At 69.5% G+C, this 13,800-nt stretch carries 14 protein-coding genes; 9 read left to right on the forward strand and 5 right to left on the reverse strand.

From position 1 onward, the window contains the following. Positions 1-24: 24 nt before the first annotated feature. A complete protein-coding gene (locus tag G6N37_RS12655; protein ID WP_163680722.1) occupies positions 25-552 on the reverse strand; it encodes an iron ABC transporter permease in 528 nt (175 codons plus the stop codon). 171 nt (positions 553-723) lie between these two features. On the opposite strand from G6N37_RS12655, the gene G6N37_RS12660 reads away from it, so the two are divergent. From G6N37_RS12660 to G6N37_RS12680, 5 genes are all read left to right on the forward strand, one after another. Further along, positions 724-1,338, forward strand: coding sequence for a DUF4190 domain-containing protein (locus tag G6N37_RS12660; RefSeq protein ID WP_167527379.1), 615 nt, complete (start codon positions 724-726; stop codon positions 1,336-1,338). Positions 1,339-1,408: 70 nt separating this feature from the next. Continuing rightward, positions 1,409-2,716 carry a magnesium transporter MgtE N-terminal domain-containing protein gene (locus G6N37_RS12665; protein WP_163680729.1) on the forward strand — a complete coding sequence of 436 codons (1,308 nt, stop codon included), beginning with the start codon at positions 1,409-1,411 and terminating at the stop codon, positions 2,714-2,716. After that, positions 2,713-3,255: a DUF1003 domain-containing protein gene (locus G6N37_RS12670; RefSeq protein ID WP_163680732.1), complete on the forward strand. Its 543-nt coding sequence runs from the start codon at positions 2,713-2,715 to the stop codon at positions 3,253-3,255. Before G6N37_RS12665 ends, G6N37_RS12670 begins: the two co-directional genes overlap by 4 nt. Positions 3,256-3,361: 106 nt before the next feature. Beyond that, positions 3,362-4,657 carry a lytic transglycosylase domain-containing protein gene (locus G6N37_RS12675; protein WP_163680735.1) on the forward strand — a complete coding sequence of 432 codons (1,296 nt, stop codon included), beginning with the start codon at positions 3,362-3,364 and terminating at the stop codon, positions 4,655-4,657. 102 nt (positions 4,658-4,759) lie between these two features. After that, positions 4,760-5,905, forward strand: a complete 1,146-nt coding sequence (locus G6N37_RS12680) for an Mrp/NBP35 family ATP-binding protein (protein WP_163680737.1) — start codon at positions 4,760-4,762, stop codon at positions 5,903-5,905. 170 nt (positions 5,906-6,075) lie between these two features. Here G6N37_RS12680 and tatB read toward each other — a convergent pair whose 3' ends face one another. The 4 genes from tatB to sigE all read right to left on the reverse strand — a co-directional run bounded on the left by tatB (position 6,076) and on the right by sigE (position 9,502). After that, on the reverse strand, positions 6,076-6,492 hold the full coding sequence (gene tatB, locus G6N37_RS12685; protein WP_163680741.1) for a Sec-independent protein translocase protein TatB: 417 nt from the start codon (positions 6,490-6,492) through the stop codon (positions 6,076-6,078). Then, a complete protein-coding gene (gene htrA, locus G6N37_RS12690) occupies positions 6,493-8,019 on the reverse strand; it encodes a serine protease HtrA (RefSeq protein WP_163680744.1) in 1,527 nt (508 codons plus the stop codon). Positions 8,020-8,206: 187 nt separating this feature from the next. Further along, positions 8,207-8,599, reverse strand: coding sequence for an anti-sigma E factor RseA (gene rseA / locus G6N37_RS12695; protein WP_163680747.1), 393 nt, complete (start codon positions 8,597-8,599; stop codon positions 8,207-8,209). A gap of 135 nt (positions 8,600-8,734) precedes the next feature. Continuing rightward, positions 8,735-9,502 carry an RNA polymerase sigma factor SigE gene (gene sigE, locus G6N37_RS12700; protein WP_163680750.1) on the reverse strand — a complete coding sequence of 256 codons (768 nt, stop codon included), beginning with the start codon at positions 9,500-9,502 and terminating at the stop codon, positions 8,735-8,737. Between the two features lie 202 nt (positions 9,503-9,704). Between sigE and G6N37_RS12705 the strand changes: the two genes are divergently transcribed. From G6N37_RS12705 to G6N37_RS12725, 4 genes are all read left to right on the forward strand, one after another. After that, positions 9,705-10,373 (forward strand): O-methyltransferase, encoded by a 669-nt coding sequence (locus tag G6N37_RS12705; RefSeq protein WP_163680753.1) that lies wholly within the window; start codon positions 9,705-9,707, stop codon positions 10,371-10,373. A 232-nt stretch (positions 10,374-10,605) separates the two neighbouring features. Further along, positions 10,606-11,256 (forward strand): TetR/AcrR family transcriptional regulator, encoded by a 651-nt coding sequence (locus G6N37_RS12715; protein ID WP_163680756.1) that lies wholly within the window; start codon positions 10,606-10,608, stop codon positions 11,254-11,256. Next, positions 11,246-12,160 carry an ABC transporter ATP-binding protein gene (locus G6N37_RS12720; protein WP_163680759.1) on the forward strand — a complete coding sequence of 305 codons (915 nt, stop codon included), beginning with the start codon at positions 11,246-11,248 and terminating at the stop codon, positions 12,158-12,160. The genes G6N37_RS12715 and G6N37_RS12720 overlap by 11 nt, the downstream gene beginning before the upstream one ends. After that, the gene (locus tag G6N37_RS12725; RefSeq protein WP_163680761.1) at positions 12,157-13,800 is read left to right on the forward strand and encodes an ABC transporter permease; all 1,644 of its coding nucleotides are present in this window, start codon (positions 12,157-12,159) and stop codon (positions 13,798-13,800) included. The genes G6N37_RS12720 and G6N37_RS12725 overlap by 4 nt, the downstream gene beginning before the upstream one ends.

Below are 13,800 nucleotides of genomic sequence, written 5' to 3' on the forward strand. Positions count from 1 at the left end.
AGTTCACACCCCTCGCGCGCGTCCTCAAATCGCCAAGCGCGCCAACAGATCCCGTGCCTTCTCCGCATTCTGCGGATCGCAGAGCACGTCGTAACGGCCGGCCACCAGCTGCATGGTCGAACTGAAATCCCTTGTGCCACGGGCCATCGCGTACGGCACGGCGGAGGTGATCAAGCCGAAGAAGACGCCGGCGACCAGGCCGGTCGCCAGCGCGGCCCACGGGCTCGGACTGAAGAAGCCGAGCACCAACCCGATGAACAGCCCCAGCCAGGCCCCGCTGAGCACGCCGCCACCGAGCACCTTGGGCCACGTCAGCCGGCCGGTCACCCGTTCGACCTGCATCAGGTCGACGCCGACGATCATCACCTGCTGAACCGGGAACTGCTGTTCGGAGAGGTAGTCGACGGCCCGCTGCGCCTCGGCGTAGGTGGGATAGGACCCGACCGGCCAGCCCTTGGGCGGTGTCGGCAACCCCGGGGCGCCATGCCGGCGGGCGGCCGCGCCCGGAGGCGTCGCGCCGGGAACTTGACCCGGCTGGAAAGGACTAGTCATCGGTGCTCATTCTCCTCCGCCCAGGCCAACATCACATCTCGGGGCCTCCCAGCCTATCCGGCGACCGCGCGTCAACCTGCGAAAACAGGGCGCACCGCCCGATGTGGCCGGTGCCGATCCGGGGCGGTTCGCCGCCAGTCCGCCACCCGCGCATCGGCTAGGTTGAACACCATGACAGCGCCCGGCGATGGCTTCGGCGAACACGCCCACGATGACCAGGCCAAACCGTCCCCGGCCGGCAGCGGTGCGCCCGAGCAGCCAGAGACGCCGTGGGAACCGCCGGCATCGGCGCCGGCACCCGACTACCCGCCGCCGGCGTATCCGCCGCCGGGCTATCCCGCCGAATACCACCCCGGTTATGCCACCCCGTACCCTCCGCCCGGGTACGGGCCGCCACCCGGGTACGACCAGCCCGCCGCCTACGGCCCCCCGCCGTACCAACAGGGGCAGCCGCAATTCGGTGGGCCGGCCGGCGGCTACGGGCCGCCGCCGCCCTACCCGGGCGGCTACTACCCCGCGCCGGACTACGGGGGCTACGGGCTGCCGAGCGGAGTGAAACCGGGGACGAACAAGCTCGCGATCGCGTCGCTCATCTGTTCGTTTACCGGGGTGTTCTGCTGCTGCCTCGGCTCGATTGTGGCGATCGTGCTCGGCGCGGTCGCTATTAACCAGATCAAGCGCACCCAGCAAGACGGCTACGGTCTCGCGGTCGCCGGCATCGTCATCGGCATCGCCACCCTGGTGGTCACCACGATCATCGTCCTGTTCGCGATGCACTCGCATTAGCAGCAGCCCGTAACGCCGGCCCTCCCCGCCGCCGTCCGCCATCCCGGCGGCGGCTGCCTAGGCTTTCCCCATGGCATCGGTCAACAGGGTCTACATCGCCCGGCTCTCGCGGATGTTGGTGCTAGGCCCGCTCGGCGAGTCCTTCGGCCGGATCCGCGACGTCGTGGTGAGCATCAGCATCGTGCGTCAGCAACCGCGTGTCCTGGGACTGGTCGTCGATCTGGCGACGCGGCGCAGCATCTTCATCCCGATGCTCCGGGTCGCCACGATCGAGCCGGAGGCCGTCACGCTCAACACCGGCAGCGTCTCCCTGCGCCACTTCGAGCAGCGCCCGGGTGAGGTGCTGGCTATCGGTCAGGTGCTCGACACCCAGGTCAGGGTCAACGACCCCGCGCTGCCCGAGCTGGCCGGCCTCGACGTCGTCGTCACCGACCTCGGTATCGAACAGACCCGCACCCGTGACTGGATGGTGAGCCGCGTCGCCGTGCGCAGCCAACGGCGGCTGGGCCGGCGCGGCCCCGTGCACGTCGTGGATTGGCATCACGTGCAGGGCCTGACCCCGTCGGCGCTGGCCATGCCGGGCCAGGCGGTCGCGCAGCTGCTGGACCAGTTCGAGGGCTGGAAGGCGGTCGACGTGGCCGACGCCATCCGCGGCCTGCCGCCCAAGCGGCGCTACGAGGTGCTCAAAGCGCTCGACGACGACCGGCTCGCCGACGTCTTGCAGGAGCTGCCCGAGCTGGACCAGGCCGACGTGCTGTCCGAGCTGGGCACCGAACGCTCGGCCGACGTGCTCGAGGAGATGGATCCAGACGATGCCGCCGACCTGCTCGGCGTGCTCAACCCGACGGACGCGGAGATGCTGCTGACCCGGATGGATCCCGACGATTCGGCCCCGGTGCGGCGGCTGCTGGCACATTCCCCCGACACCGCCGGTGGCCTGATGACCTCTGATCCGGTGGTGCTGACGCCCGACACGTCGGTCGCCGAGGCGCTGGCCCGGGTCCGCGACCCCGACCTCACCCCCGCCCTGTCGTCCATGGTGTTCGTGGCGCGCCCGCCCACGTCCACACCTACCGGCCGGTACCTGGGCTGTGTGCAGCTGCAGCGACTGCTCCGCGAACCGCCGGCCGAACTGGTCGGCGGGATCGTGGACACCGACCTGCTCACGCTGACGCCGGAGACGCCGCTGGCTGCGGTGACCCGCTACCTGGCCGCCTACAACCTGGTGTGCGGACCGGTGCTCGACGACCAGAACCATTTGTTGGGGGCGGTGACGGTGGACGATCTCCTCGATCACCTGTTGCCGCACGACTGGCGGGTGGATGTGCAGGCGCTCGACGCCACGGGCCGGCTCGAAGAACTGGGAGGGCCACGTTGAGCAGGGCGCCGGCGCCGCGTCGGCTCTACACCCCGCGGACGTCGCGCAGGTACTCGCCGCGCCTGGACCCCGAGGCCGTCGGCCAGATCACCGAGTCCATCGCGCGCTTCTTCGGCACCGGCCGCTACCTGCTGGTGCAGACCATCCTCGTGGTGGCGTGGATCGCGGTGAACCTGTTCGCGGTGCGGCTGCGCTGGGACCCGTACCCGTTCATCCTGCTCAACCTGGCGTTCTCCACGCAGGCCGCCTATGCGGCGCCGCTGATTCTGCTCGCCCAGAATCGTCAGGAGAATCGGGACCGCGTCGCGCTGGAACAGGATCGCCATCGCGCGTCCCAGACGAAGGCGGACACCGAGTTTCTGGCCCGCGAACTCGCCGCGGTGCGGCTGGCCGTCGGCGAGGTCGTGACCCGCGAATATCTGCGTCACGAACTCGAAAACCTGCGCACCCTGCTGGCCAATCTGGCGCCCGAATCCGGCGGCCCCGACGCGGTGCAGGGCGGCGACGGCGAGGACCGCAACGTTAAGAAATCGGGCTGAGAACCGGTTCCGACCATTGCGCCACTCTGGTCACAAGAGTTATGTATGGTGATCTAGTTCACGGCTGAGAGAGCAGTTGACCAGCTCACACACCTAGGACGGTCGAGTGCGCATAGGGGGACGCCGGGGTGCACGCCCGGCCGCCGCGGCGGCGCGGCTGCGAGCACTTCAGGTCACACGCTCGCGAGCGTTTGGCGTAGCCACCATCACCCCCCTGGTCTTCGCGGGAGCAGTCAGCGGCGCGGCGCCCTCACTTCCCGAGAAGCTGCCCCCGGTGCACGCCAACATCGCCCCGGTGGCCGCCGTCTCCCCGTCCGTTCCCGACCTCTCGGGACCGGCTGTCGTCCCCGCCGACCGTTCCCCAATCGCCTTCCACGTCGCCGAGCCCGCCTTGTCGGCGCCACCGCCGGCGATGATCGTGAATGCACCTGGGGCGCTTGGCATTCCGAGCATCGCACTGGCTGCCTATCGCAGAGCCGAGCAGAAGATGGCAGTGGCCGCCCCGAACTGCGGCGTGAGCTGGAACTTGCTGGCCGGGATCGGGCGCATCGAGTCGGGGCATGCCGGCGGCGGCGCGGTCGACGCGCGCGGCACCGCCGTCGTCCCGATCTACGGCCCAGCATTGGACGGCACGCTGCCGGGCAACGAGGTCATCCTGCAGAGCAGCACCGGCAATCGCCCCACCTATGCCCGCGCGATGGGACCGATGCAGTTCTTGCCGGGCACCTGGGCGCGGTACGCCTCCGACGGCAAAGGCGACGGTGTTGCCGATCCCCAGAACCTGTTCGACTCCACGCTGGCAGCGGCGCGCTACCTGTGCAGTGGCGGCCTCAACCTCCGCGACCCGTCGCAGGTGATGGCCGCGATCCTTCGCTACAACAACTCGATGGCGTACGCCCAGAACGTGCTCGGCTGGGCCTCGGCCTACGCCACCGGCGTGGTTCCCGTGGACCTGCCTCCGATGACAGGTCCGCCGCCTCCGCTCGGTGACGGGTTCCTCGAGCATCCCGAGGGACTCGGCCCCAACCTGCCGATGAACGTCAACGGGTTGCCGTTGGACGATCCCCTGGCTCGCGTGCCGCTGATCGACCTCGGCCAACCGCAGAGCGTCGGTCCACCGCCGATGTTCCCGTGGATGACTCCCACACAACAGCAGGCCCCAACGCGGATGCCCGGCTGCACGGTGATCTGCGTCGGCCCCCAGAACCCGCCGCCCAACGCCCCGCCGCCGTGGGCGCCGCCGATGGCCCCGCCACCTCCGCCGATGGCCCCGCCGCCACCTCCGGACCCGCAGGCTGCCCCGCCCCCGGCGGCACCCGCCCCGGCATCGCCGGCACCCAAACCGGCCGGCCCGGCGAACGCGGCGCCGCCTAAGCAGCCGGGGGCCGCTGCGGGCGGCTGACGGGCTCGCGGCGATCGCAAGCGCGGCGTAAGCCGGGCGCTGCGGGTCGCCGCCAACGGGCTCGCGGCGATCTGGCATCGCGCACGCCTACACTCGGCGGTGATGTCCCCTCATGACACTGCCGACTTGAGCGCAGCAATCCGCACCGCACTGGGGAAGGTGATCGACCCCGAACTACGGCGCCCCATCACCGAACTCGGGATGGTCAAGAGCATTGACACCGAGCCCGGCGGCGGCGTACACGTGGCGATCTACCTGACCACCGCCGCATGCCCGAAGAAGACCGAGATCACCGAGCGGGTCGCCCAGGCCGTCTCCGACGTGCCGGGCACGGGGACCGTGACGGTCACCCTGGACGTGATGAGCGATGAGCAGCGCACCGAACTGCGCAAGCAGTTGCGCGGCGATGCCCGCGAACCGGTCATCCCCTTCGCCCAGCCGAACTCGCTGACGCGGGTCTACGCCGTCGCGTCCGGCAAGGGCGGGGTGGGAAAGTCCACCGTCACCGTCAACCTCGCCGCCGCGATGGCGGCCCGCGGCCTGTCGGTCGGCGTGCTCGACGCCGATATCCACGGCCACTCCATCCCCCGGATGATGGGCACCACCGACCGGCCCACGCAGGTCGAGTCGATGATCCTGCCGCCCATCGCGCACGAGGTGAAGGTCATCTCCATCGCCCAGTTCACCGAGGGCAACACGCCGGTCGTGTGGCGCGGGCCGATGCTGCACCGGGCATTGCAGCAATTCTTGGCCGACGTCTACTGGGGCGATCTGGACGTGCTGTTGCTGGATCTACCGCCGGGCACCGGCGACATCGCGATCTCGGTGGCTCAGCTGATCCCCAGCGCCGAGATCTTGGTGGTGACCACGCCGCAGCTGGCGGCGGCCGAGGTCGCCGAGCGGGCGGGCAGCATCGCGATGCAAACCCGCCAGCGCATCGCCGGGGTGGTGGAGAACATGTCGGGCCTGACCCTCCCCGACGGCTCGACGATGCAGGTGTTCGGCGAGGGCGGCGGCCGGCAGGTGGCCGAACGCCTGTCCCGCGCGGTCGGCGCGGACGTGCCGCTGCTGGGCCAGATTCCGTTGGACCCCGCGCTGGTGGCCGCCGGCGATTCCGGCACGCCGATCGTGCTCAGCGCCCCCGACTCCCCCGCGGGCAAGGAACTGCGCAGCGTGGCCGACACCCTGTCATCGCGGCGGCGCGGACTGGCGGGCGTCTCGCTCGGGCTCGATCCGACGCGGCGCTAGGTCTGATGGTGGCGACCCGCTTCGCCCGGCGTCGCCGCGCTTGCGATCGCCACGCTAGGCCTGATGGTGGCGACCCGCTTCGCCCGGCTTCGCCGCGCTTGCGATCGCCACGCTAGGCCTGATGGTGGCGACCCGCTTCGCCCGGCTTCGCCGCGCTTGCGATCGCCACGCTAGGTCGCGTCGGCGTCGAAGGGCGTCTGCCCGGGAATGTGCTGTGCGCCGCCCGCGGGCGGCACGCCCAGTTGCGGCGTCGAGGGCTCCGACGCCGTGCCCGCAGTGCCGTTGGCCGGCCTGTCGAAGTTCCCGGTGAGGAAGGAATCGTCGCCGTCCAGTAAGTGCTTGGTCAGGGCGGCGCGCGGAGTCATCCCCCGCAGCTTCTGCAGTTCGCTGAGCGGAACCCGCAGATCGTCGAACTCGGGCCCGAGGTCTTCACGCAGCTGCGTGGTCACCCCGCTGAGGTAGTCGCGCGCCTGCCGCAGCGCGGTCGACGTCCAGCGGATGGCACCGGGAAGCCGCTCGGGGCCGAGCACCACCAACCCGACCACGACGAGGACCAGGATGTGCTCCCAGCTCAGGCTTCCGAACATCTAGCTGCCGTCGGGATCGGGCTTGACGGTCAGGGTGACGTGCCGGCCGTCGCGGACCACCTCGATCGGGGCGTCCTGGCCGATGGTCAGTTGGCGCACGGCGACGACGAACTCGTCGGCGTCGGCGACCGTGCGGTTGCCGACCTTGACGATGACGTCGTTCTCGAGGAGTCCGCCCTTTTGCGCGGGGCTTCCCGCCTTCACATTGGCAACCTGGGCCCCGGAGGCGATGGCGTTGCTCACCGACCGGGTGCTGATCCCCAGCGTCGGGTGCACGATCTTGCCGTCCTTGATCAGCGTCTGCGCGACTTCCTTCGCCTCGTTGATCGGGATCGCGAAGCCGAGCCCACTCGCGCTGTCGGACAAGGACTTACCCGCGGTGTTGATGCCGATCACCTGCGAATCCATATCGATCAGCGGGCCACCGGAGTTGCCGTGGTTGATCGACGCGTCGGTTTGCAGGGCGTCGATCACGGTGTCGGTGTCCGAGCCCTCTCCGGAGAGCGGGACGGGCCGGTGCAGCGCGCTGATGATGCCGTGGGTCACGGTGCTGCGAAGGCCCAGCGGCGCGCCCGCCGCGAGCACCTCGTCGCCCACGCGCACCTTGTCCGAGTCACCGAACCGGGCGACGCTCAAGTTGTCGACGTTGTCGACCTTGAGCACGGCGAGGTCGGTCTTGGGGTCGCGGCCGACCAGATTGGCGGGCACTTCCTTGCCGTCGTTGAACACCACGGTCGTTTTGAACTGGCTGGGGTTGTTGGCCGCCTCGGAGATCACGTGGTTGTTGGTGATGATGTAGCCCCGGCCGTCGACCACCACGCCGGACCCCTGCATGCCCTCTTGGTCGCTCTTGGATTCGATGGTCACCACCGCGTTGGCCGTCGCGGCCGCCACCTTGGCGAAGCGGCCCGCCGGGGTTTCACCGTTGCCGTTGGTCGACAGCGTCACCTTCGAGGTGGTGAACGCCTCGGCGACTTCGGCCGTCTTACGACCGACCACCCCGCCGATCACGCCGACGAACAGCGCGATCAGCAGCAAGACGGCCAGCGCCAGGTAGGACACCTTGCCGCCGAACAGCACATCGCGCACGCCGAGCTTGCCGCCGTAGCCCTGCGGCACCCGCGGGCCCGACGGGGCAACCGCCGGAGTGCCCAACGCGGCCGCCGCCGACGGGTCGCGCCACGGATCGTCCAGTTCCTCCGGCTCGGCACCGTCCTTCTCGGCCGCCAGCGCGCCGGCGTCGACGGGGTGGCGCTGCAGCGAGTCGGGACTGCCGAGCGGCCGGCTGAACGCCTCCTGAAGCACGGGATCGGCCGGCTCGTCGTGCGGCCTGAACTCCGCCTGGTCCCGATACTTCTGCGGGCGGACACGATCGGCCACAAAGGACCCGCGCAACCCGTCGGGACGGCTGAAGAGTTGACGCGACGCGGGGTCGACCGGCGGACGCGAGATGGGACGCGGCGCTAAGCGGTTGCCGCGGTTCTTGCCGCTGTCCTGCTTCTGGTCGAAGCCTTGATCGGAGGTCACGTTACCCCTTTGGATCCTCTTCTTGAGCGCTCGAGACGGGCCCTTCGCCGGGCGATAGATGCGACACCGGAGTGGTTGCGTCCACCCTAGTATCCACGGTTCGGTGCACCTCGCCCATGAGCGCACGGGCGGGGTGCGCAAAATTCGGCCCGGTCAGCCACGGGGATTTCGACGAGAAGGTGTCGAGCTACGGACGCTTGCGCTGCTCACGGGCATCGCGGTCAGCAAAACGGTCCGCCCGGCCGGTCGCGTCGTCGGGCGAATCGTAGGGAATCTCGGCGAGCATCCCGAGCAGCGTGCTCGGGATACGAATCGGGTGCGAGTCGCGCAGCGCCGCCCGGGCCCGGCTCTGATCGTCGACCTCGGCCGCGCACTGCGGGCACAGCGACAGGTGATGCGCCGCACGCAGGTGCGCGTTCATGCGCAGCTCACCGTCGACGAAGGCCGCGATGGCCTCGACGGAAAGGTGCTCGGTGGAGCCGAACTGGCGCGGCGCGCCGACGGGCGCATCGCTCTGAGAGGCGAACTGAGCGGGAAGCCAGGAGAACGCACGTCGGAAGACATGTCCTCGATCGGCCATGACCGGGTCCTTTCGTTGCGCCTACCCCTCGAATGTAGCGCGAGGCAGTGCGCAATACCGCGTCTACAGACGGCAAAGCCGCTGGCTCATCGCGGGCCGCGAACCCGGCTGCGGTGGTGCGAGCGCTCGCCGCGCCTACGCCGACTGGGCGTGCAGCAGGTCCCGGCCGGGCCCCAATTCGGGATGCGCGGCCAGGTAGTCGCGCAGCGCCTGACGTCCACGGTGAATACGGCTGCGCACCGTTCCCAGCTTCACGCCCAGCGTCGCGCCGATCTCCTCGTACGACAGACCCTCGATGTCACACAGCACGACCGCGGCGCGGAACTCCGGCGGCAGCGAATCCAACGCCGCCTGCAGATCGGGCCCGAGCCGCGAATCGTGGTAGATCTCTTCGGGATTGGGCTCGTCGGCGGGCACCCGCTCGTAGTCCTCCGGCAGCGCCTCCATCCGGATGCGGGCGCGACGGCGCACCATGTCCAGGAACAGGTTGGTGGTGATGCGGTGCAGCCAGCCTTCGAACGTTCCCGGCTGGTAGTTCTGCACCGACCGGAAAACCCGGATGAACGTTTCCTGGGTCAGGTCCTCGGCGTCCTGTTGATTACCGGAGAGGCGGTAGGCCAGCCGGTACACCCGGTCGGCGTGCTGACGCACCAGCTCGTCCCACGAGGGCATCGTGGACTTGTCCCCAGTCGCGTCGAATACCGCCGTGCCCTGCAGCCCGTCGGCCGGCTCCACCCACTCGTCGGTGGGGCAGTCCTGGGCGTGCGACATGCTGGTCGGGCCCAAAAGAGTGGTGATGATCAGATCCTCCGAATCCGTCCTGCCAAAAAGCGACAAGTCGTCGCCGACGGCAACACGTGGCCGCCAGTCCGTATTCCCCTGCCTACCCGCTCCGCGATCCATAGGGACACCGTCGCGTATCGGCGTATGTGCGATATATGAACAATCTGAGCTCAGGCTGAGAAACCGGATCGTTACCATCGCTGTGCTGGACATATCCGCAGCCGGGTGAAGTTAAACGCAGCGGCGTCGCCGGGCGTGTCGTGAGGCTGCAGCTTAGGCGCGCCACGCGGGGGTGTGCAACGAAGTGGAATACGCTGCGGGCATGGACGGCACCGACGCAGAAACCCCCGGCCCGCCGGCGCCAAGTCGAGCCGAATCCCTCTTCGCGCACGCCGAGGCGTCGATCTCAGAGGACGCGCTGCTGGCGGCCGCTCGCGAGCGTGCGATGGACATCGGCGCAGGGGCGGTGACACCTGCGGTGGGTGCGCTGCTGAGCCTGCTGACGAAGCTCAGCGGCGGCAAGGCCGTCGCCGAGGTGGGTACCGGCGCCGGGGTCAGCGGGCTATGGCTGTTGTCCGGCATGAGCGACGACGGCGTCTTGACGACGATCGACATCGAGCCGGAGTATCTGCGGCTCGCCAAGCAGGCGTTCTCCGAAGCCGGGATCGGGCCGTCGCGCACCCGGCTGATCAGCGGCCGGGCCCAAGAGGTCCTCACCCGGCTCGCCGACGCGTCCTACGACCTCGTGTTCGTCGACGCCGACCCCGTTGACCAGCCCAACTACGTCGTGGAGGGCGTGCGGCTGCTGCGGCCCGGCGGCGTCATCGTGGTGCACCGGGCCGCCCTCGGCGGCCGCGCCGGTGACCCCGCCGCCCGCGACGCGGAGGTGGTCGCGGTGCGGGAGGCGGCGCGACTCATCGCCGAGGACGAGCGGCTCACCCCGGCGCTGGTGCCGCTCGGCGACGGCATTTTGGCCGCCGTCCGCGACTAGTTCGGACTGGCGGCGACCCGCCGCGCCCGGCCCCGCCGCGCTTGCGATCGCCGCTGGATCGGACTGGCGGCGACCCGCCGCGCCCGGCCCCGCCGCGCTTGCGATCGCCGCTGGATCGGACTGGCGGCGACCCGCCGCGCCCGGCCCCGCCGCGCTTGCGATCGCACCTTTATGAATTCTTGACGCCGCACCTCCTTGACTCGCGATTGAACATGCGTTTAGCGTTCTGAACATGCGTTCAGCCGACCTGACCGCCGCCGCCCGGATCCGGGACGCGGCCATCGAGCAGTTCGGCGAGCAGGGGTTCGGCGTGGGACTGCGCGCGATCGCCGAAGCGGCGGGGGTGAGCGCCGCGCTGGTGATCCACCACTTCGGCTCCAAGGACGGCCTGCGCAAGGCGTGTGACGACTACATCGCCGAAGAGATCCGCACCAGTAAGTCCGAGGCGCTCAAGTCGAATGACCCCGCCACCTGGTTCGCGCAGATGGCCGAGATCGAGTCGTACGCGCCGATGATGGCCTACCTGGTTCGCAGCATGCAGACCGGCGGTGATCTGGCGAACATGTTGTGGCGCAGGATGATCGATAACGCCGAGGATTACCTGGACGAGGGTGTGCGCGCCGGCACGATAAAACCGAGTCAGGACCCGCACGCCCGGGCCCGGTATTTGGGCATCACCGGCGGTGGCGGCTTTCTGCTCTATCTGCAGATGCACGACACGCCAACGGATATCCGGGCGGTCCTGCGCGATTACGCCCGCGAGATGGTGCTGCCCGCGCTGGAGATCTACACCGAAGGACTGCTGGTCGACCGCACCATGTACGACGCATTCGTGGCCGCAGAAGGTGCCGCAGATGATCAAGGAGAAACCCATGCCAGTTGACAGTGCCGCGCCCATCGAAATCCGCGGCTTGACAAAGAACTTCGGTGCGGTCCGTGCGCTGGACGGTCTCGACCTCACCGTGCGCGAAGGTGAAGTGCACGGCTTCCTCGGCCCCAACGGCGCGGGGAAGTCGACGACCATCCGCATCCTGCTGGGCCTGGTCAAGTCGGACGGCGGCAGCGTGCGGTTATTGGGCGGCGACCCGTGGACCGACGCGGTGGAATTACACCGCCAGATCGCCTACGTGCCAGGAGATGTCACACTATGGCCGACGCTGACCGGCGGCGAGACCATCGACATGTTGGCCCGCATGCGCGGTGGCATCGACCTACGGCGTCGCGCCGAGCTGATCGAGCGCTTCGACCTCGACCCGCACAAAAAGGCGCGGACCTACTCCAAGGGCAACCGGCAGAAAGTCTCCCTGATCTCCGCCTTCTCGTCGCAGGCCCGCCTACTGCTCTTAGACGAGCCCAGTAGCGGCCTGGACCCGTTGATGGAGAACGTCTTTCAGCAGTGTGTCGCCGAGGCGCGCGACCGGGGGGCGACGGTCTTGTTGTCCAGTCACATCCTGGCCGAGACCGAAGCGCTGTGCGAAAGGGTGACCATCATAAGGGCCGGCAAGACCGTCGAGAGCGGTTCGCTGAGCTCGATGCGGCATCTCAGCCGCACCTCGATCAAGGCCGAAATGACCGGCGACCCCGGCGATCTCACCCGGATCAAGGGCGTGGAGGACGTCAGCGTGGAGGGCAACACCGTGCGCGCCCAGGTCGACGGCGAAAGCCTCGGGGAACTGATCCGGGCCCTCGGCGACGCCGGCGTGCGCAGCCTCGTCAGCCAGCCCCCGACGCTCGAGGAACTCTTCCTCCGCCACTACGACACGACGGAGAAGGTGTCGGCATCATGAGCACCGCAACCTTGGACCGGTCACACCGCCCGGCCCATCCCGCGCCGCCCCGCCGGCCGAACTTCGCGGGAACGCTCGCGATGTTGCGGCTCTACCTGCGCCGCGACCGGATCTCGTTGCCGCTGTGGGTGTTACTGCTGTCGGTGCCGCTGGCAACGGTGTACGTCGGCAGCATCGAAAAGGTCTACCCCACGCAGGCCGCCCGCGCCGGGTTCGCCGCCTCCATCATGGCGAGCCCCGCGCAGCGCGCGCTCTACGGGCAGGTCTACAACGACAGCCTTGGGGCCGTTGGCATTTGGAAAGCCGGGATGTTCCACTTGCTGATATCGGTCGCCGTCATCCTGACCGTCATCCGCCACACCCGCGCTGACGAGGAGGCCGGGCGGACCGAACTCCTGGATTCGACGGCGGTCGGTCGCTACGCCAGCCTCAGCGCCGCGCTGCTGTTGTCCTTCGGTGCCAGCATCGCTACCGGCGTGATCGGTGCGGCGGGACTGCTCACCACCGACGTCGCCCCGGGCGGGTCGCTCGCCTTCGGCGCCGCGCTCGCCTGCTCCGGCCTGGTGTTCACCGCCGTCGCCGCGGTGACCGCGCAGTTGTCGCCGAGCGCACGATCCGCCCGCGGTGCCGCATTCGCGGTCCTGGCGGCCGCGTTCACGCTGCGCGCCCTCGGTGACGCCGGTTCCGGCGCGCTGTCGTGGCTCTCGCCGCTGGGGTGGTCGCTGCAAGTCCGGCCCTACGCGGGTGACCACTGGGCGGTCCTGGCGCTGCATCTGGCGACGACCGTCGCGCTCACCGCGGTGGCGTATCGGCTGCTCGCCGGCCGCGACGTCGGCGCCGGGCTCTTCGCCGAACGCCCCGGTCCGGGCTCCGCCGCGCCGGCGCTGGGCCACGTGTTCGGGCTGGCGTGGCGGTTGGATCGCGGCGCCCTCCTGCTGTGGACGGTGGGGCTCTGCCTCTATGGCGTTCTGATGGGCAGCGTGGTGCACGGCATCGGCGACGAGCTCGGCAACAGCAACGCCGCGCGCGACATCGTCGTCCGGATGGGCGGCACCAGCGCTTTGGCGGAAGCGTTCATCGCCGTCGCGTTCACCATGCTGGGCATGGCGGCTGCCGCCTTCGCCGTCTCGCTGACACTGCGGTTACACCAGGAGGAAACGGGCCAGCGGGCCGAAACGACCCTGGCCGGCGCGGTCTCGAGAACCCGTTGGCTGGCAAGCCACCTGCTGGCGGCGCTGCTCGGATCCGCGGCGGCGATGCTGGTCAGCGGCCTGGCCGGCGGACTCGTGTACGGCGCCGCCGCCGGCGACGTCGGCGGCAAGGTGGCCGTCGTGGTGGGAAGCGCGGCCGTTCAGCTGCCCGCCGTCTGGCTGCTGTCCGCGGTGACGGTCGCGTTGTTCGGTCTCGCACCGCGGTTCACGCCGGTGGCCTGGGGCGTGCTGGTCGGCTTCATCGCCTTGTACCTGATCGGTTCGCTGGCCGGGTTCCCGCAGTGGGTGCTCGACCTAGAACCGTTCGCGCACATTCCCCGGGTGGGCGCGAGTTTCACCGGTGTGCCGTTGGTTTGGTTGTTGGCCATTGACACCGGACTGATTACGCTCGGTGTCATGGCTTTCCGACGCCGCGATCTGCGCAGCTAG

This window comes from Mycobacterium seoulense, assembly GCF_010731595.1.
GTDB classification, from domain to species: Bacteria; Actinomycetota; Actinomycetes; order Mycobacteriales; family Mycobacteriaceae; genus Mycobacterium; species Mycobacterium seoulense.